20 protein-coding genes and 1 pseudogene are annotated in these 18,152 nt (G+C 58.7%); 2 read left to right on the top strand and 19 right to left on the bottom strand.

All coding sequences use genetic code 11. From position 1 onward, the window contains the following. Positions 1 to 47: 47 nt before the first annotated feature. The 19 genes from der to trmJ form a co-directional block, all read right to left on the bottom strand. Positions 48 to 1,517, bottom strand: coding sequence for a ribosome biogenesis GTPase Der (der, locus tag C7534_RS03175; protein WP_109784980.1), 1,470 nt, complete (start codon positions 1,515 to 1,517; stop codon positions 48 to 50). 140 nt (positions 1,518 to 1,657) lie between these two features. Continuing rightward, entirely contained in the window at positions 1,658 to 2,809 is a 1,152-nt protein-coding gene (bamB, locus tag C7534_RS03170) for an outer membrane protein assembly factor BamB (protein WP_046026619.1), read from the bottom strand. Continuing rightward, complete coding sequence (locus C7534_RS03165; RefSeq protein ID WP_046026620.1) at positions 2,802 to 3,443, bottom strand: tetratricopeptide repeat protein; 642 nt, start codon at positions 3,441 to 3,443, stop codon at positions 2,802 to 2,804. The genes bamB and C7534_RS03165 overlap by 8 nt, the downstream gene beginning before the upstream one ends. A gap of 41 nt (positions 3,444 to 3,484) precedes the next feature. Beyond that, complete coding sequence (gene hisS / locus C7534_RS03160) at positions 3,485 to 4,774, bottom strand: histidine--tRNA ligase (protein WP_046026621.1); 1,290 nt, start codon at positions 4,772 to 4,774, stop codon at positions 3,485 to 3,487. Between the two features lie 37 nt (positions 4,775 to 4,811). Then, on the bottom strand, positions 4,812 to 5,921 hold the full coding sequence (ispG, locus tag C7534_RS03155; protein WP_007944259.1) for a flavodoxin-dependent (E)-4-hydroxy-3-methylbut-2-enyl-diphosphate synthase: 1,110 nt from the start codon (positions 5,919 to 5,921) through the stop codon (positions 4,812 to 4,814). 3 nt (positions 5,922 to 5,924) lie between these two features. Further along, positions 5,925 to 6,989, bottom strand: coding sequence for a RodZ domain-containing protein (locus C7534_RS03150; protein WP_109784979.1), 1,065 nt, complete (start codon positions 6,987 to 6,989; stop codon positions 5,925 to 5,927). Continuing rightward, positions 6,989 to 7,747: a type IV pilus biogenesis/stability protein PilW gene (gene pilW / locus C7534_RS03145; RefSeq protein ID WP_077431311.1), complete on the bottom strand. Its 759-nt coding sequence runs from the start codon at positions 7,745 to 7,747 to the stop codon at positions 6,989 to 6,991. Before pilW ends, C7534_RS03150 begins: the two co-directional genes overlap by 1 nt. A 17-nt stretch (positions 7,748 to 7,764) precedes the next feature. Continuing rightward, complete coding sequence (gene rlmN, locus C7534_RS03140) at positions 7,765 to 8,907, bottom strand: 23S rRNA (adenine(2503)-C(2))-methyltransferase RlmN (protein ID WP_007948172.1); 1,143 nt, start codon at positions 8,905 to 8,907, stop codon at positions 7,765 to 7,767. Positions 8,908 to 8,935: 28 nt separating this feature from the next. Next, positions 8,936 to 9,361: a nucleoside-diphosphate kinase gene (gene ndk, locus C7534_RS03135; protein WP_007916882.1), complete on the bottom strand. Its 426-nt coding sequence runs from the start codon at positions 9,359 to 9,361 to the stop codon at positions 8,936 to 8,938. Positions 9,362 to 9,453: 92 nt separating this feature from the next. Next, complete coding sequence (gene iscX / locus C7534_RS03130) at positions 9,454 to 9,654, bottom strand: Fe-S cluster assembly protein IscX (protein WP_007903597.1); 201 nt, start codon at positions 9,652 to 9,654, stop codon at positions 9,454 to 9,456. Between the two features lie 14 nt (positions 9,655 to 9,668). Beyond that, complete coding sequence (fdx, locus tag C7534_RS03125) at positions 9,669 to 10,010, bottom strand: ISC system 2Fe-2S type ferredoxin (RefSeq protein ID WP_109784978.1); 342 nt, start codon at positions 10,008 to 10,010, stop codon at positions 9,669 to 9,671. A gap of 2 nt (positions 10,011 to 10,012) precedes the next feature. Further along, positions 10,013 to 11,875: a Fe-S protein assembly chaperone HscA gene (gene hscA / locus C7534_RS03120; RefSeq protein WP_109784977.1), complete on the bottom strand. Its 1,863-nt coding sequence runs from the start codon at positions 11,873 to 11,875 to the stop codon at positions 10,013 to 10,015. A 51-nt stretch (positions 11,876 to 11,926) separates the two neighbouring features. Then, the gene (gene hscB, locus C7534_RS03115; protein WP_046026627.1) at positions 11,927 to 12,448 is read right to left on the bottom strand and encodes a co-chaperone HscB; all 522 of its coding nucleotides are present in this window, start codon (positions 12,446 to 12,448) and stop codon (positions 11,927 to 11,929) included. An 8-nt stretch (positions 12,449 to 12,456) separates the two neighbouring features. Further along, on the bottom strand, positions 12,457 to 12,780 hold the full coding sequence (gene iscA / locus C7534_RS03110; RefSeq protein WP_003227904.1) for an iron-sulfur cluster assembly protein IscA: 324 nt from the start codon (positions 12,778 to 12,780) through the stop codon (positions 12,457 to 12,459). Between the two features lie 34 nt (positions 12,781 to 12,814). Next, positions 12,815 to 13,201: a Fe-S cluster assembly scaffold IscU gene (gene iscU, locus C7534_RS03105; RefSeq protein WP_003443374.1), complete on the bottom strand. Its 387-nt coding sequence runs from the start codon at positions 13,199 to 13,201 to the stop codon at positions 12,815 to 12,817. 85 nt (positions 13,202 to 13,286) lie between these two features. Further along, the gene (locus tag C7534_RS03100; RefSeq protein WP_046026628.1) at positions 13,287 to 14,501 is read right to left on the bottom strand and encodes an IscS subfamily cysteine desulfurase; all 1,215 of its coding nucleotides are present in this window, start codon (positions 14,499 to 14,501) and stop codon (positions 13,287 to 13,289) included. A gap of 50 nt (positions 14,502 to 14,551) precedes the next feature. Beyond that, on the bottom strand, positions 14,552 to 15,043 hold the full coding sequence (gene iscR, locus C7534_RS03095; protein WP_007948177.1) for a Fe-S cluster assembly transcriptional regulator IscR: 492 nt from the start codon (positions 15,041 to 15,043) through the stop codon (positions 14,552 to 14,554). 264 nt (positions 15,044 to 15,307) lie between these two features. After that, positions 15,308 to 16,084 carry a serine O-acetyltransferase gene (gene cysE / locus C7534_RS03090; RefSeq protein WP_109784976.1) on the bottom strand — a complete coding sequence of 259 codons (777 nt, stop codon included), beginning with the start codon at positions 16,082 to 16,084 and terminating at the stop codon, positions 15,308 to 15,310. A gap of 2 nt (positions 16,085 to 16,086) precedes the next feature. Further along, positions 16,087 to 16,857: a tRNA (cytosine(32)/uridine(32)-2'-O)-methyltransferase TrmJ gene (gene trmJ / locus C7534_RS03085; RefSeq protein ID WP_109784975.1), complete on the bottom strand. Its 771-nt coding sequence runs from the start codon at positions 16,855 to 16,857 to the stop codon at positions 16,087 to 16,089. A 146-nt stretch (positions 16,858 to 17,003) separates the two neighbouring features. Between trmJ and suhB the strand changes: the two genes are divergently transcribed. Next, positions 17,004 to 17,822 (top strand): type III secretion system regulator SuhB, encoded by an 819-nt coding sequence (suhB, locus tag C7534_RS03080; RefSeq protein ID WP_109784974.1) that lies wholly within the window; start codon positions 17,004 to 17,006, stop codon positions 17,820 to 17,822. Positions 17,823 to 17,972: 150 nt separating this feature from the next. Then, positions 17,973 to 18,152: pseudogene (locus C7534_RS03075) on the top strand (IS110 family transposase); the annotation flags it as partial.

Below are 18,152 nucleotides of genomic sequence, written 5' to 3'. Positions count from 1 at the left end.
GCATTGATCGTTCCCACGCGGGAGCGTGGGAACGATCAAAGCTGCTTCTATTTCTTATCGCGGCGCTTTTTGTCGGCCTTTTTGTGGTGCGACATCATGCGACGCTTCTTGTTGACCTGGCGGTCGGTCAGCGTGGTCTTTTTGCCTTCGTACGGGTTCTCGCCGCCCTTGAACTCGATGCGGATCGGCGTACCGACCAGCTTCAAGACACGACGGTAAGTGTTTTCCAGGTAACGAACGTAAGACTTCGGCACCTTCTCGATCTGGTTACCGTGGATCACGATGATCGGCGGATTCGCACCACCCAAGTGGGCGTAACGCAGCTTGATCCGGCGATTGTTGACCATCGGCGGCGCGTGCTCACCGACCGCATCTTCCAGAATCTGGGTGAGGCGGTTGGTCGGCCAGCGGGTCACGGCGGACTTGAACGAGTTCTGTACCGAAGCGTAGAGGTTGCCCACGCCCGTGCCGTGCAGGGCCGAGATGAAGTGGATGTCAGCGTAGTCGACGAAGAACAGACGACGCTGCAGCTCGACCTTCACGAAGTCGCGCTCGCTCGGCGTCATGCCGTCCCACTTGTTGATCGCGATGACCAGCGCACGACCCGACTCAATGGCAAAGCCCAGCAGGTTGAGGTCGTGATCCACCACGCCTTCGCGGGCGTCCATCACGAAGATCACCACGTTGGCGTCTTTGATCGCTTGCAGGGTTTTGACCACGGAGAACTTTTCAACTTCTTCGTGGATCTTGCCGCGCTTGCGCACACCGGCGGTATCGATCAGCGTGTACTTCTCGTCGTTACGCTCGAACGGGATGTAGATACTGTCGCGGGTCGTGCCCGGCTGGTCATAAACGATTACCCGGTCTTCACCGAGCATGCGGTTGACCAGGGTCGACTTGCCGACGTTCGGGCGACCGATGATAGCGATCTTGATACCGTCTTTTTCGCTTGGGCCAGGAATGCGCTTGGCTTCCTCACCTTCGGCAACGATCTCTTCTTCGCCGTCTTCCGGCTCTTCTTCGTCTTTCGGGAAATCGCTCAGGGCGATTTCCAGCATCTGGGTGATGCCACGACCATGAGCACCCGCGATAGGGATCGCGTGACCCATGCCCAACGGGGCGAATTCAGCGCGGGCCATTTCAGGGTCGATGTTGTCGACCTTGTTGGCAACCACGTAAGAACGCTTGTTACGTTTGCGCAAATGCTCGGCGATCATCTGGTCGGCGGCGGTGAAACCGGCCTTGGCATCTACCAGGAACAGAACGACATCCGCTTCTTCAATGGCCAGCAGCGACTGCTCGGCCATTTTTTCGTCCATACCGTGCTCGTCACCGGAGATACCGCCGGTGTCGACCAGAATGTAGGAACGCCCTTGCCACTTGGCCTCACCGTATTGGCGATCACGGGTCAGACCGGACAAGTCGCCGACGATGGCGTCACGAGTCCTGGTCAGGCGGTTGAACAAGGTGGACTTGCCGACGTTCGGTCGGCCCACCAGGGCGATTACGGGAACCATGCGGCTCTCCACTTCGTTATTTCAGAAAATACAAAAGCCGCTGCGAGGCAGCGGCTGGTGCTCGGGGCAGCGCTTGAAGGCGCCGCAAGCCTTGCAGAACAAGGCCGCTTGGGGGTTAAACCCCAAGCATAGTCAAACCTTTACTTAATGGTCAGGGCTTCCAGTTTGCCGCTGTTGCCATATACATAAATCGTGTCACCCACCACCAGCGGACGGGCACGCAGGCCGTCGCTGTCGATGCGCTCGCGGCCGACGAAACGACCGTCCACCTGACTCAGCAGATGCAGGTAGCCTTCCATATCGCCGACTGCAACGTAGCTGGAGAACACTTCCGGTGCCGACAGTTGACGGCGGGCCAGCGAGTCGTTGCTCCACAACGCGGTTGTGGAACGCTCGTCGACGCCTTCAACAGTGCCCGAAGCCAGGCTCACGTAAACGTTGCCAAAACCCTGGGCGACACCGGCATAGCTGGAAGCATCGCGCTGCCAGAGCTGACGACCGCTTTCCAGGTCCAGAGCTGCAACGCGACCCTGGTAGCTGGCGACGTACAACGTACCGCCGGACAGCAGCAGACCGCCGTCGATATCGACCACACGTTCAAGCTCCGAACGGCCTTGTGGAATCGCTACGCGTTGTTCCCACACCGGCACGCCGTTGGAAATATTGAGAGCGACCACTTTACCGGTCGACAGACCAGCCACGGCCATACGGTTGGTCACGATCGGCGCACTGGTGCCGCGCAGGGTCAGGACCGCAGGCGTGCTGTCATACAACCAGCGCTGGTTGCCGGTCGCGGCATCCAGGCCGATCAGACGGTCGTCCTGAGTCTGAACCACAACCACGTCACCGTTGTTGGCCGGCGGTGCGAGGACTTCACTGGTCACGCGAGCGCGCCATTTCTCGTCACCGTTGACCGCGTCCAGGGCAACGATTTCGCCTTGGAGCGTGCCGATCATGACCAGCCCATAACCCACGCCAACGGCGCCGGAAACAGGCAGTTCGAGATCTTTCTTCCATTTGACGTCGCCATTGCTGCGATCCATCGCCATCACCACGCCAGTAACGTCGGCCGCATAGATGGTTGAGCCATCGATCGCCGGTACCAGCATGTTGTAGGTTTCGCCCTGACCGTCACCGATCGAACGACTCCACTGCTTTTGCAGGACCACTTCTTCTTTGAAGTCAACCAACTCGGCAGGCGGCAATTCTTTTTTGCTGTTGCTGCTGCAACCCGCGGCCAAAATGGCCAGAGCCAGCAATGCTGCATGTTTCCAACGAATCACGTCACGCATCCCCTTTGGCCAGATCGTCCAGCTTGATTTGCAGGCCACCGACCGCCGCTTCATCCGACAGTGCCGCCTTGGCTTTTTGATACGCCTTGTTCGCTTCGTCGGTACGACCCAATTGCACCAGCAGGTCGCCTTTGAGTTCTTCGCGAGTGGCCAGGAATGCTTTGTCGGCATCGCCTTCGAGCAACTTCAGGGCTTCATCGGCCTTGTTTTGCGCGGCCAGTACCTGTGCCAGGCGCTGACGGGCGATTTCGCCCAGTGCCGGGTTGGCCGGTTTGGCGACAATGGCTTTCAGCTCAGTGGCTGCGTCGTCCAGCTTGCCGCTGTCGACAGCGACTTTTGCCACGAACAGGCTGCCGTACTGCGCGTAGGCGCTGCCGCCGAACTCGCTGTTGAGCTTGCCGGCCAGGTCGGCAACACGGGCTGCGTCAGGCTTGCCGTCAGGTGTCAGCGTGGTTTCGAGCAATTGCTGGTAGAGCATCGAGGCGCCTTGCGACTGATTGCTCTGATACTTGTGGAACGCCTGCCAGCCGAAAACGATAACCAGCGCCAACAGGCCGCCAGTGACCAGGGGCTTACCGTTGCGTGACCACCATTCCTTCAATTCCATCAAATGTTCGTCTTCGGTACTCGACACCCCAATACTCCTTAATCGCTAATTCGGCTGTTTAGACAGCTTCAACCCTGCACGACGCAGGTGGCCAGGTGTGCAGCAAGCGCATCCCAGGCAATGCTTTGTTGTTCGCCCTGGCCACGCAGGGGTTTGAAACCTACCACTTGCTGGGCCATTTCGTCGTCACCGAGGATCAGCGCATACAGCGCGCCGCTCTTGTCGGCCTTCTTGAACTGGCTTTTGAAGCTGCCGGCGCCGGCATTCACTTGCAGGCGCAGGTTGGGCAATTGATCACGGACGCGCTCGCTCAAGGCCAGGCCGGCAATCTCTGCCGCTTCGCCGAAGGCACAGAGGTAGACGTCGACCTGACGGGAGATTTCTTCCGGGATCTGCTCCAGGGTTTCAAGCAACAGCACCAGGCGCTCGATACCCATGGCGAAACCGACACCAGCCGTTGGCTTGCCGCCCATTTGCTCGACCAGACCGTCGTAACGACCACCGGCACACACGGTGCCCTGGGCGCCCAGTTTGTCGGTGACCCATTCGAAAACGGTCTTGCTGTAGTAATCCAGCCCGCGAACCAGCTTCGGGTTGATGACATAAGGAATACCGGCGGCGTCCAGGCGAGCCTTCAGGCCTTCAAAGTGCACGCGGGACTCGTCGTCGAGGTAGTCGGCCATTTTTGGCGCGTCCACCAGGATGGCTTGCGTGTCGGCATTCTTGGTATCGAGAACCCGCAGCGGGTTGGTCTTCAGACGACGCTGGCTGTCTTCGTCCAGCTTGTCCAGATGCGCGGAAAGGAACTCGACCAGCGCTTCACGGTAGCGACCGCGCGACTCGGCAGTCCCCAGGCTGTTGAGCTCGAGCTTGACCGCATCACGGATACCCAGCTCGCCCCACAGGCGCCACGTCAGCACGATCAGCTCGGCGTCGATGTCCGGACCGTCGAGGTTGAACACTTCGACACCGATCTGGTGGAACTGGCGATAACGGCCTTTCTGCGGGCGCTCGTGACGGAACATCGGGCCGATGTACCAGAGTTTCTGCACCTGACCACCGCCGGTGATGCCGTGCTCAAGCACTGCACGCACGCAGGCTGCCGTGCCTTCGGGGCGCAGGGTCAGGGAGTCGCCGTTACGGTCGTCGAAGGTGTACATCTCTTTTTCGACGATGTCGGTCACTTCACCGATGGAGCGCTTGAACAGCTCGGTGAACTCGACGATCGGCATGCGGATCTGCTTGTAACCGTAGTTATCCAGCAGACGCGAAACGGTGCCCTCGAAATGACGCCACAGGGGAGTCTGTTCGGGCAGGATGTCGTTCATGCCACGAATGGCTTGCAGAGACTTGCTCACTTTAAATCCTTAAATTCGTTCGGCTCTTTAGTCCGGCTCAGCCACGCGCGATAACGGCAGCGTCGGCTTCGACCTTTTCGGCCGCTTTCTGGCGGATCAAGCGTTCAAGCTCATCCACCAGATTGTCATTCGTCAGTTTCTGCGACGGCTTGCCGTCGATGTAAATCAGGTTGGGCGTACCGCCGGTCAAGCCAATATGGGCTTCCTTGGCTTCACCCGGCCCGTTGACCACACAACCGATGACCGCGACATCCAGCGGCACCAGCAGGTCTTCAAGACGCCCTTCCAGTTCGTTCATGGTCTTGACCACATCGAAGTTCTGCCGCGAGCAGCTCGGACAGGCGATGAAGTTGATGCCACGGGAACGCAGGTGCAGGGACTTGAGGATGTCGTAGCCGACTTTTACTTCCTCGACCGGGTCAGCCGCCAACGAGATGCGAATAGTATCGCCAATCCCTTCGGCGAGCAGCATACCGAGGCCCACGGCGGATTTCACTGTGCCTGAACGCAAACCACCGGCTTCGGTGATGCCCAGGTGCAATGGCTGGACGATTTCCTTGGCCAGCAAGCGGTAGGCTTCGACGGCCATGAACACGTCGGAGGCTTTCACGCTGACTTTGAAGTCCTGAAAATTCAGGCGCTCAAGGTGTTCAACGTGGCGCAGGGCGGACTCGACCAGTGCGGCCGGCGTCGGCTCGCCGTATTTCTTTTGCAGGTCTTTTTCCAGGGAACCGGCATTGACGCCGATGCGGATCGGAATCCCGCGATCACGAGCGGCATCGACCACGGCGCGTACACGATCTTCACGGCCGATGTTGCCCGGGTTGATTCGCAGGCAGTCGACGCCCAGTTCGGCGACGCGCAATGCGATCCGATAGTCGAAATGGATGTCGGCCACCAACGGCACTTTGACCAATTGCTTGATCTTGCCGAAAGCTTCGGCGGCGTCCATGTCCGGTACGGAAATACGCACGATGTCGACGCCTGCCGCTTCCAGACGATTGATCTGTGCGACCGTGGCAGCGACGTCATTGGTGTCGCTGTTGGTCATGCTCTGCACAGCGATAGGCGCATCGCCGCCAACAGGCACGTTACCGACCCAGATCTTGCGGGATTCGCGACGTTTGATTGGAGATTCGCCGTGCATGACTTATTGACCCAACTTCAGGCGAGCAGTCTCGCCACTGGTGAACGGAGCAACATCAACCGCCTGGCCGTTGTAGCTGACCTGCACGCCACGGGCGAAGCCCAGACGCACGGAAAACGGCGGCTTGCCGCTGACGGAAACGCTATCGCCTTTACGCTTGAGACCACTCAACAGCACCTTGCCGGAGCCATCGGTCACTTGCGTCCAGCAATCAGCAGTGAACTGCAACTGAACCTGACCCTGGCCAGCCACTGGCGCTGTCGTAACCGGAGCAGGAGCCGGAGTGGTCGGCGCCACAGGAGCAGTCACCACTGGGGCCGGAACAGCTGGAACAGTCGGAGCCGGGGTGGCCGGCGCGGAGACAACAGGCGCCGTGCTGTGGGTCGGGGTGACGGCAACCGGAGCGGCGTTGTGCGCAGGAGCAACAGGTGTTGGTGCCGTCGGTGCGGCAACAGGCGCAGTGGCTTGAGCTTCAGCCGGCGCTTCAGAGGACGTCTCGGCTTGCGGCAAAGCCAGCGCAGTAGCGTTGTCAGCCTGGCCTTCCGCGACAGCCTGGTCTTCCGGCTCGTCCAGCGGATGAATCTGGGTGGTGCCGTCGGCGCCCTCCACTTCAACGTGTTCCGGGCTCAGACCGATCAAGTCCTTGGTGCGCAGTGACGTTTGATCCTGCCACCAGACAAAACCGCCACCAATCACCGCAATCAGCAGCAACAGGCTGACAATTCGCAAAATAGTATGGGAAACCCGGACCGGTTCTTCGATACGCCCAAGGCTATGAACGCTGCTGCCTTGGGAATCAGTGCCGGTGGATTGGTCGAACTGCTGCACAAGAACGGCTTGATCCATGCCCAGCAATTTGGCGTACGCACGGATATAACCGCGAGCGAAGGTATGCCCAGGCAGCTTGTCGAATGCGCCGGCTTCCAGATTGCTCAAGGAGGTAACGGTGAGGTTGAGCTTGAGGGCCACTTCGGCCAGCGACCAGCCATTGCTTTCGCGGGCCTGGCGCAAAGTCTCACCGGGGTTAACGCGATTCGCTGCTACAACTTCGGGATGCGCCGCTTTCATCATTGCTCCGACAGGTATTGCTGATATTCCGGCGTACCGGGATAGAGTCGTTTTAGTTGCAGGCCTGCACTTGCAGCCTTGTCGCGATCTTCGAACACTTTTGCCAGCCGAACGCCGAGCAATAGACTACGTGCATTTTGCTCGGTCAGCAGGCTAAAACGATCGTAATAGTCACGCGCGGGCACATAATGCCTGTCTTCGAAGGACAACTCAGCCATTTCGAGCAATGCACGTGGCTGTTGGCGATTCAAACGCAGGGCTTTTTCAAGTTGCTGCTGCGCGAGATCACGCTCACCCAGCTTTGATGCAGTCATTCCCAGGTTCTCGAATACTCGCGAACGCTCAGGATACAGCGTATCGGCGGCGGCCTGCTCAAAGCGCTCGTACGCCTCTTTGTAACGTTTTTCCTCGAAAAGAAAACTGCCGTAATTGTTCAGGATTCGCGCATCGTCGGGACGGGAAGACAGTGCCTTGCGAAAATGCTGGTCGGCCAGTTCAGGCTCCATTTCGGCCTGGAACACCAGAGCCAGCGCTGCGTTGGCGTCAGGGTCCGAGCTATCCAGTTCCAACGCCTTTTTCAGCGGGACTTTGGCGCGCTCTGTCATGCCTTGTTGCAAGTACCCCAACCCCAACTGCACGTAAGCCACACGTGCTTCATCGCGCCCCTTGCTGGTCTTCATCGGGTTGAAATCGCCCGACAGGACACATCCAGCACACAGGCTGGCCCACAGCAAAAGCAGCGCGAAGCGCAGGGACATAGAGATCCTCTCTTGAATTATTTCGCGGCGTTCTGCGCCATATCGTTTTCTGCGCTCAATTCACGCACGGCGATATAACGCTCGCTGCGACGGGTGCGATCCAGCACCTGCCCTACCAATTGGCCACACGCGGCATCGATGTCTTCACCGCGGGTGGTGCGTACGGTGACATTGAAGCCTGCATGGTGAAGCTGATCCTGAAACCGGCGAATCGCGTTGTTGCTCGGGCGCTCGTAACCGGAATGCGGGAACGGGTTAAACGGAATCAGGTTGATCTTGCACGGGATGTTCTTGAGCAACTCGATCATCTCAACGGCATGTTCAACCTTGTCGTTGATGTCCTTGAGCAAGGTGTACTCAATAGTCAGCACACGTTTTTCGCCCAAGGACGACATGTAGCGCTGGCACGACTCGAGCAGCATCTTAAGCGGATATTTCTTGTTGATCGGCACCAATTGGTTACGCAATGCGTCATTCGGTGCGTGCAGGGACAACGCCAGGGAGACGTCGATGTGCTTGGACAGCTCATCGATCATCGGCACCACGCCGGAGGTCGACAGGGTCACACGGCGCTTGGAAATGCCGTAACCCAGGTCGTCCATCATCAGATGCATGGCTGCAACGACGTTATCGAAGTTCAGCAGCGGCTCACCCATGCCCATCATCACCACGTTGGTGATGGCACGGTCGGCGGTTGCCGGGATGCTGCCGAACGATTTATTGGCAATCCACACCTGGCCGATGACTTCGGCGGCGGTGAGGTTGCTGTTGAAACCTTGCTTGCCGGTGGAGCAGAAACTGCAATCCAGGGCACAGCCTGCCTGGGACGAAACGCACAAAGTGCCGCGTTTGCCCTGGGGAATGTAGACGGTCTCGACGCAGCTGCCGGACGCCACGCGCACCACCCACTTACGGGTGCCGTCGGTGGAAATGTCCTCGCTGACCACTTCAGGGCCGCGAACTTCGGCAATAGCCTTGAGCTTGTCGCGCAAGGCCTTGCTGACGTTCGTCATGGCGTCGAAATCATCGACGCCAAGGTGGTGAATCCATTTCATTACCTGACCGGCACGGAAACGCTTCTCCCCGATTGAGTCGAAGAATTTTTCCATTTCCTGCTGAGTCAGACCCAGCAGGTTGGTTTTTACAGTCGATGTAGTCATGGATTCACCTTCACTCTTAAGCCAATGCTTAGCGAGTGGTTACTTCAGTAGCTGCGAAGAAGTACGAGATTTCGCGAGCAGCAGCGGCTTCGGAGTCCGAACCGTGCACAGCGTTGGCGTCGATGGAATCAGCGAAGTCAGCGCGGATGGTGCCGGCAGCAGCTTCTTTAGGGTTGGTAGCGCCCATCAGCTCACGGTTCAGAGCGATAGCGTTTTCGCCTTCCAGAACCTGAACAACAACCGGGCCGGAGATCATGAAAGCAACCAGGTCGCCGAAGAAACCACGAGCGCTGTGCTCAGCGTAGAAGCCTTCAGCTTCAGCTTTGGACAGTTGCTTCAGTTTCGAAGCTACAACGCGCAGGCCTGCTTTTTCGAAACGAGTGGTGATCTCGCCGATGACGTTTTTTGCAACAGCGTCAGGCTTGATGATGGAGAAAGTACGTTGAACAGCCATGGTGTAACTCCAGAAACGGTAATTTGCGAAAAATTAAACCCGCGAATTATACGCGGGTTCTTTGGTATTGCCTAACTGCGTACGGTGCAGACTCAGTCTGCTTCTTCGATCCAGGCGGCCTGAATGGCTTCAAGCACCTTCTCGCCACCGCGGGTCGGATCATCACTGAACTCCGGCAATGCCAGCACCCATTGGTGCAGATCGACGAAGTTCACATAACGCGGATCCACTTCCGGCCTGGACTCAGCCAGCTGGATCGCGATTTCAAGCACATCAACCCATTTCAGACTCATGTCGCTTCCTTGAATCAGTGCGGCGCTTCAGCCGCATGGTTGAGCGAATATTTCGGAATTTCGACCGTCAGGTCTTCCGTACCGACCTTGGCCTGGCACCCCAGGCGGGACTCGCGCTCAAGACCCCAAGCCTTATCAAGATAGTCTTCTTCCAGCTCGTCAGCTTCTTCAAGCGAGTCAAAGCCTTCGCGGATGATGCAGTGGCAAGTGGTACAGGCGCAGACGCCGCCACAGGCACTTTCCATCTCGATATGGTGTTCATGAGCCAGTTCGAGGATCGATGTACCGGGCTCAGCCTCAACAACCATGCCTTCCGGGCAGAACTTCTCGTGTGGCAGAAAAATGACCTGCGGCATCGTTATTCCTCAATCTCATTCAGGTTGCGCCCCGCCAGCGCGGCTTTCACCGTCGAGTCCAGGCGGCGGGCAGCAAAGGCGTCGGTCACTTGCGACAGACGCTTGGTCTGCAGCTCGATGGCGTAACCATCGGTACCTTTCATCAGTTCGGTCAGTTCCTGCACCTGCATCTCGATAACCATGCGCTCTTCGGCATCGAGCAGGCGTTCGCCGTCAGCGTCCAAAGCACCCTGCACCGCTTCGATCAGGCGCTGGGCATCGACCTGCTGCTCACGCAATACGCGGGCGACCTTGTCGTCGTTGGCATGCTGGAACGAATCCTTGAGCATCTTGGCAATTTCGCCGTCGGTCAGGCCGTAGGACGGCTTGACCTGAATGCTGGCCTCCACGCCCGAACCCAACTCACGGGCCGAGACGCTAAGCAGCCCGTCGGCATCGACCTGGAAGGTCACGCGAATCTTCGCCGCGCCAGCCACCATCGCCGGGATGCCGCGCAATTCAAAGCGCGCCAGGGAGCGGCAGTCGCTGATCAGCTCGCGCTCGCCCTGCAACACGTGGATCGCCATGGCCGACTGGCCATCTTTGTAGGTGGTGAAGTCCTGGGCACGCGCGACGGGAATGGTGGTGTTGCGTGGAATCACCTTCTCCATCAAGCCGCCCATGGTTTCCAGCCCCAGGGACAACGGAATCACGTCAAGCAGCAGCAGCTCATCGCCGTCGCGCTTGTTGCCGGCCAGCGTATCGGCCTGGATCGCGGCACCAATGGCCACCACTTGATCCGGATCGATTTCAGTCAGCGGTTCGCGACCAAACGCTTCAGCGACCGCTTCGCGAACGCGAGGTACGCGAGTCGAGCCGCCGACCATGACCACCGCATGCACTTCTTCCAGCTCAACACCGGAATCACGCACCGCGCGACGGCAGGCTTTCAGGCTGCGAGCGACCATCGGCTCGATCAGCGCATCAAAGGCTTCGCGGGTCAGCTCGGCTTTCCAGTCGCCATAGGCCACTTCGACGGACGAGGCCGTGGTTAGCGCCTCTTTGGCGGCACAAGCCGTTTGCAGCAGATGACGCTGCACACCCGGATCGAGGTCAGCCGACAAACCGGCGCCCTCAATGATCCAGCCCGCGATTGCATGGTCGAAGTCATCGCCACCCAGCGCGCTATCGCCGCCGGTAGCCAGCACTTCGAACACACCACCCGTCAGGCGCAGAATCGAAATATCGAAAGTACCGCCACCCAGGTCGTAAATAGCGACCAGGCCTTCAGCATGCTGGTCCAGACCGTAAGCCACTGCGGCGGCGGTTGGCTCATTGAGCAAACGCAGCACGTTCAGGCCAGCCAGCTTGGCCGCATCCTTGGTGGCTTGACGCTGGGCATCATCGAAATAAGCCGGAACAGTGATCACTGCGCCGACCAGTTCACCGCCCAACGTCGCTTCGGCGCGCTGGCGCAATACCTTCAGGATGTCGGCCGAGACTTCGACCGGGCTTTTCGGCCCCTGAATGGTGTCGATGAACGGCATGTGCGACTCACCGCCGACAAAGCGGTACGGCAATTGATCGCCCAATTGCTTGACGTCGGACAGACCACGACCCATCAAGCGCTTGACCGACAGCACAGTGTTCAAAGGATCGGTAGCGGCGGCGAGCTTGGCGGACTCACCGACTTCAACGCGATCGGCGTGATAGCGCACCGCAGACGGCAGGATGACCTGCCCGTCAGCGTCGGCCAGAGGCTCGGAAAGACCACTGCGCAATGCAGCGACCAGCGAATTGGTAGTGCCCAAGTCGATCCCCACAGCCAGACGACGCTGGTGCGGTTGAGGACTTTGGCCGGGTTCGGCGATCTGCAGTAGGGCCATTGGTATCAGGACTTATCTGTATATCAGGCGTGCGACCGGAGCGGCACTGGGTTAATCGTCGAGGCGCTCTTCTAACTGGCGCACTTCGTAGGTGAGCTTGTCGAGGAACTGCATGCGTCGCATCAGGCGTTCGGCCTGTTCACGTTGCGCCGCATCATTCCAGCAAGCCGCGAAGCTTTGATTCAGTACATCCTGAGCAGTTTTCAGGCGACGCTTGAACGCTGCAACACCGGCCAGATCGGCACTGTCTTGCAGGTCTTCGAGCTCCTCACGCAACTCCATCTGTTGCAGAAGAAATTCCGGATCATGCACCGTGACCTCCAGCGGCAGCTCACCCCCATTCAAGGCGAGCAAGTAACGCGCACGCTTGGGGGGACTTTTGAGCGTCTGGTAGGCCTCGTTGAGGCTCGCGGATTGCTCTAGCGCCAACCGCTGCTCACGCTCGGAAGCATCAGCAAAGCGGTCCGGATGAACACTGCGCGCCAACTCACGGTAGCGCGTAGCCAGCTGATCGAGATCCAGATTGAAACCCGGCTGCAGCTCAAATAAAGCGAAATGACAAGGAGTACCCACGACAAGCCTCAGATATTGAAGCTTTCGCCGCAGCCACATTCACCGCGCACGTTGGGGTTGTTGAACTTGAAGCCTTCGTTCAACCCTTCCTTGACGAAATCGAGCTCGGTGCCGTCCAGGTAGGCCAGGCTTTTCGGGTCGATAATCACTTTTTCACCGTGACTTTCGAACACCTGATCCTCTGCAACCACCTCGTCGACAAACTCCAGCACGTAGGCAAGGCCGGAACAGCCCGTGGTGCGAACACCCAGACGAATCCCTTCACCTTTGCCGCGCCCGTCGAGGGAGCGCCGCACGTGTCGAGCAGCCGCTTCTGTCATGCTGATAGCCATCGGTGACTCCTTACTCGTCGCCAAAACCTGAAAGTCAGATCAAGCCTTTCTTCTGCTTGTAGTCGCGAACGGCCGCTTTGATAGCGTCTTCAGCGAGTACGGAGCAGTGAATTTTCACTGGCGGCAGGGCCAGTTCTTCAGCCAGCTGGGTGTTTTTGATGGTTTCTGCTTCGTCCAGGGTCTTGCCCTTCATCCACTCGGTGGCGAGGGAGCTGGAAGCGATAGCCGAACCGCAGCCGTAGGTCTTGAACTTGGCGTCTTCGATGATGCCTTGCTCGTTAACCTTGATTTGCAGACGCATGACGTCGCCGCACGCCGGAGCGCCGACCATGCCGGTGCCGACATCCGGGTCTTCCGCGTCCATCTTGCCGACGTTGCGCGGGTTTTCGTAGTGGTCGATGACCTTTTCGCTGTAAGCCATGATGCTTAATCCTCACTCATCAGAGAGTCGCTCTTAAAGCCCTGCAAACCTTGGTTTTACAGGGCCGGTTCGCGGCGACTTGAAATCAGTGTGCCGCCCACTCGATTTTCGAAATGTCGACACCGTCTTTGTACATGTCCCACAGCGGCGACAAAGTGCGCAGCTTGGTAACGGCCTCGCAGACTTTCTGCGCGGCGTAATCGATTTCTTCTTCGGTGGTGAAACGGCCGAAGGTGAAGCGAATCGAGCTGTGTGCCAGTTCGTCGTTGCGGCCCAGGGCGCGCAGTACGTACGAAGGCTCCAGCGAAGCGGAGGTGCAAGCCGACCCGGACGATACCGCCAGATCCTTGAGCGCCATGATCAGCGACTCGCCTTCAACGTAGTTGAAGCTCAGGTTCAGGTTGTGCGGTACGCGGGCGGTCATGCTGCCGTTGATGTACAGCTCTTCCAGGCCTTCGACCTGCTTGAAGAAGCGGTCGCTCAGGGCTTTGATGCGTACGTTTTCGGCAGCCATGTCTTCTTTGGCCACGCGGAAAGCTTCACCCATGCCAACGATCTGGTGAGTCGCCAGGGTACCGGAACGCATGCCACGTTCGTGACCGCCGCCGTGCATGGTCGCTTCGATGCGAACACGCGGCTTGCGGCTGACGTACAGTGCGCCGATGCCTTTAGGGCCATAGGTTTTGTGAGCCGAGAACGACATCATGTCGACTTTCAGTTTCGACAGGTCGATGTCGACCTTGCCGGTGGACTGAGCGGCGTCGACGTGGAACAGAATGCCCTTGGAACGGGTCAGTTCGCCGATGGCTGCGATGTCGTTGATGGTGCCGATTTCGTTGTTCACGTGCATGACCGAAACCAGGATGGTGTCGTCACGCAGCTCTGCTTCGATCATCTCTGGAGTGACCAGACCGTCGGTGCGCGGCTCGATGTAGGTGACTTCGAAGCCTTCACGCTCCAGTTGGCGCATGGTGTCGAGGACAGCCTTGTGCTCAATCTTGGTGGTGATCAGGTGCTTGCCTTTGGTGGCATAGAAATGCGCCGCACCCTTGATTGCCAGGTTGTCGGATTCGGTGGCACCGGAGGTCCAGACGATTTCACGCGGATCGGCGTTGACCAGGTCTGCGACCTGACGACGGGCGTTTTCGACGGACTCTTCAGCTTTCCAGCCAAACACGTGGGAACGGGACGCCGGGTTACCGAAGTTTCCGTCGACCAGCAGGCATTCACTCATCTTTTGCGCAACACGCGGATCAACCGGGGTGGTCGCAGAGTAATCAAGGTAAATCGGCAATTTCATGGATAATCTCCTAAATCAGGCTGGCTGGCGTGCCGTTAGCTCTTTGGCTGTCATTCGACGGCGGACGCTTCAATCTTGTCCAGGCGTGGCGCCTTGCTGTTGCAACGGCGCTGGTCCTGACGCTGGGCTATATCTTGTACCTCACGGCGAGTCACAAGGTCAGCCAAGCTGATACCGCTCAGAAATTCGTGAATCTGCAGGCTCAGGTCGCACCACAAGTGGTGAGTCAGGCAGGTATCGCCTGAATGGCAATCGCCTTGGCCCTGGCATTTGGTTGCATCGACCGATTCGTTCACCGCATCGATCACCTGGGCGACCTGGATGCCCTGCATGTCGCGGGACAGCTGGTAGCCGCCACCCGGACCACGGACGCTGGAGACCAGATTGCTGCGGCGCAATTTGGCGAAAAGCTGTTCGAGGTAGGACAGGGAGATGCCTTGGCGCTCGGAGATATCGGCCAGGGACACCGGCCCGTGCTGCGCATGCAACGCCAGATCGAGCATGGCGGTCACGGCGTATCGGCCTTTTGTAGTCAGTCGCATGGACAATTACCACGGAGTTCGGAATGGGGCGAGTATGCAATTCCCGAGTATTTAAGTCAACTATAAGACCTAGTACTTTAGTCAGGTTTACCCGTAAAAGAGCGGCAGCATCATAGCAAAGACTGGCCACAAACAGCCAGTGGCACCGAGTCGACTTCATCGCGGGCAAGCCCGCTCCCACAGGGATTTTTGGCGCTCACACCACCGGTGCTTCACCCGAGACCTTGTGGGAGCGGGCTTGCCCGCGATAGAAGTCGACTCGGCTCAGCTGGCCTGACTCTGATCCTTGTCCTTCACACACGCAAAGTCTTCTTCACGCAGCTCAGGTAGATCTTTCGCACAATAATTGCTGCCCAGATCCGTCAGCGCCCCGCACATGCCTTCCAGACGACCATCGACCGCCTGCAGGTGATCGAGCAGCTGACCAATGGCACGCGCCACCGGGTCAGGCATGTCTTCGCTGAGGCCGTAGGCATCAAAACCAATCTTCTCGGCCATCGCCTTGCGCTTGGCATCTTGCTCGACATCAGACTTGACGATGATTCGCCCCGGAATACCCACCACAGTGGCACCCGGCGGCACTTCCTTGGTCACGACAGCATTGGAGCCCACCTTGGCCCCGGCACCGACAGTGAACGGACCTAACACCTTCGCGCCCGCCCCGACTACGACGCCATCACCCAAGGTCGGGTGACGCTTGCCCTTGTTCCAGCTAGTGCCGCCCAGGGTCACGCCCTGATAAATAGTGACGTCATCGCCGATCTCGGCGGTTTCACCAATAACGATGCCCATCCCGTGATCAATAAAGAAGCGACGACCTACCTTGGCGCCCGGATGGATCTCGATCCCGGTCAACCAGCGACCGAAGTTCGATACCAGCCGCGCCAGCCACTTCAGTTCCGCGCGCCACAGCATCGCGGACAAACGATGGATCCAGATGGCGTGCATGCCGGGGTAGCACGTCAGAACTTCAAAGGCGTTGCGCGCTGCCGGATCACGATGGAAAACGCTTTGGATATCTTCACGCAAACGCTCGAACATTTTTAATCCTTCCGCTTTAGAAGCTCGCCACGGGCCGCTTTTTGGGTTTCCGTGAGGATGCCACGCAATATATTCATTTCTGCCCGGCTGACCGAGCTACGTCCGTACAACCGGCGCAGGCGCGCCATCAAGTGTCGCGGTTTTTCCGGATCGAGGAATTCGATGGCCACCAGGGTTTGCTCCAGGTGCTCATAGAATCGCTCCAGCTCATCCATGGTCGCCAGCTCGCCACTTTTGGTGGACGCGACTTCTTCCTTCTCGACCTTGCTCGGCTGCCCTTGGGCCGCGAGCCAGGACATGCGCACTTCATAGCTCAACACCTGCACCGCCGCCCCCAGGTTCAGCGAACTGAACTCAGGGTCTGAGGGGATATGCACGTGATAATGACATCGCTGCAGCTCTTCATTGGTCAGGCCGGAGTCTTCACGACCGAACACCAAAGCGATCTCGGCACCCTGCCCCGCCTCCTCCACCACTTTCACACCGCATTCGCGGGGGTCGAGCAACGGCCAGGGGATGCGACGATCACGCGCGCTGGTACCGAGCACCAGATTGCAACCGACCAAGGCATCTTCCAAGGTGGCGACGACTTGCGCGCTTTCAAGGATATCCCCGGCACCGGACGCACGAGCGTCGGCTTCGTGATGCGGGAATAACCGGGGTTCGACCAGCACCAGCCGCGACAAGCCCATGTTCTTCATGGCACGCGCAGCCCCGCCGATGTTGCCGGGATGGCTGGTATTGACCAGGACGACACGAATGTTATGCAACACGGGAGGCGTTCTCGAACACAGAAATAGGGAGCCGAATCTTACAGTTCCTACTACCGTTAAGCTATGAAAGCGAACACCAACCTTCACCTGTAGAAAAGTTCTGATAGAATGCCCGGCTTTCTTTAACAACCTTAGGTGACACATCCATGCAGCCCATGCTGAATATCGCGCTGCGCGCCGCCCGCAGCGCCAGTGAATTGATTTTCCGCTCCATCGAGCGCCTGGATACCATCAAGGTCGACGAAAAAGACGCCAAGGATTATGTATCCGAGGTGGATCGCGCCGCCGAACAGAAAATCATCGATGCGCTGCGCAAGGCCTACCCAAACCACTCGATCCTGGGTGAAGAAACCGGCATGCACGCCGGCAACGGCATCGAAGGCGAAGAATACCTGTGGATCATCGATCCGCTGGACGGCACCACCAACTTCCTGCGCGGCATTCCTCACTTCGCTGTCAGCATCGCCTGCAAATACCGCGGTCGCCTGGAACACGCTGTTGTTCTGGACCCGGTTCGCCAGGAAGAATTCACCGCCAGCCGTGGTCGCGGCGCTCAACTGAACGGTCGTCGCCTGCGCGTCAGCGGCCGCACCAGCCTGGAAGGCGCCCTGCTGGGTACCGGCTTCCCGTTCCGTGACGACCAGATGGACAACCTCGAGAACTACCTGGGCATGTTCCGCGCCCTGGTTGGCCAGACCGCTGGCATCCGTCGCGCTGGTTCGGCAAGCCTGGACCTGGCCTACGTGGCTGCCGGTCGTTTCGACGCGTTCTGGGAGTCGGGCCTGTCCGAGTGGGACATGGCTGCAGGTGCCTTGCTGATTCAAGAAGCTGGCGGCTTGATCAGCGACTTCACCGGCGGTCACGAATTCCTTGAAAAAGGCCACGTCGTTGCCGGTAACACCAAGTGCTTCAAAGCAGTACTGACGGCCATCCAGCCGCACCTGCCAGCCTCGCTGAAGCGCTAAGCCTCCAGCGACAAAAAAGCACCCTTCGGGGTGCTTTTTTTATGCCTGCGATTTGTGCATTCCCCTCACCCCCTAATGAAATGGCTACCCCCGCTGCCCCCTGTGATCGCCCACTAAGCTTTCACAGGGGGCTCATCGGAGATCATTGCCATGAACAACGTAGCTATTGCCGCCATCGACCTCGGAAAACACTCCTTTCATCTGCATGCCCAAGATGATCGCGGCCACGAGGTTCACCGCAAAAAGTTTACGCGGGCAGCGCTCACCCAATATCTGGCGAAACTGGAACCCTGCACCGTCGTGATGGAAGCCTGTGGCGGCGCCCATTTC

The organism is Pseudomonas sp. OV226 (assembly GCF_003148705.1).
GTDB lineage: Bacteria > Pseudomonadota > Gammaproteobacteria > Pseudomonadales > Pseudomonadaceae > Aquipseudomonas.
This window is presented reverse-complemented; position numbering and strand designations above follow the sequence as displayed.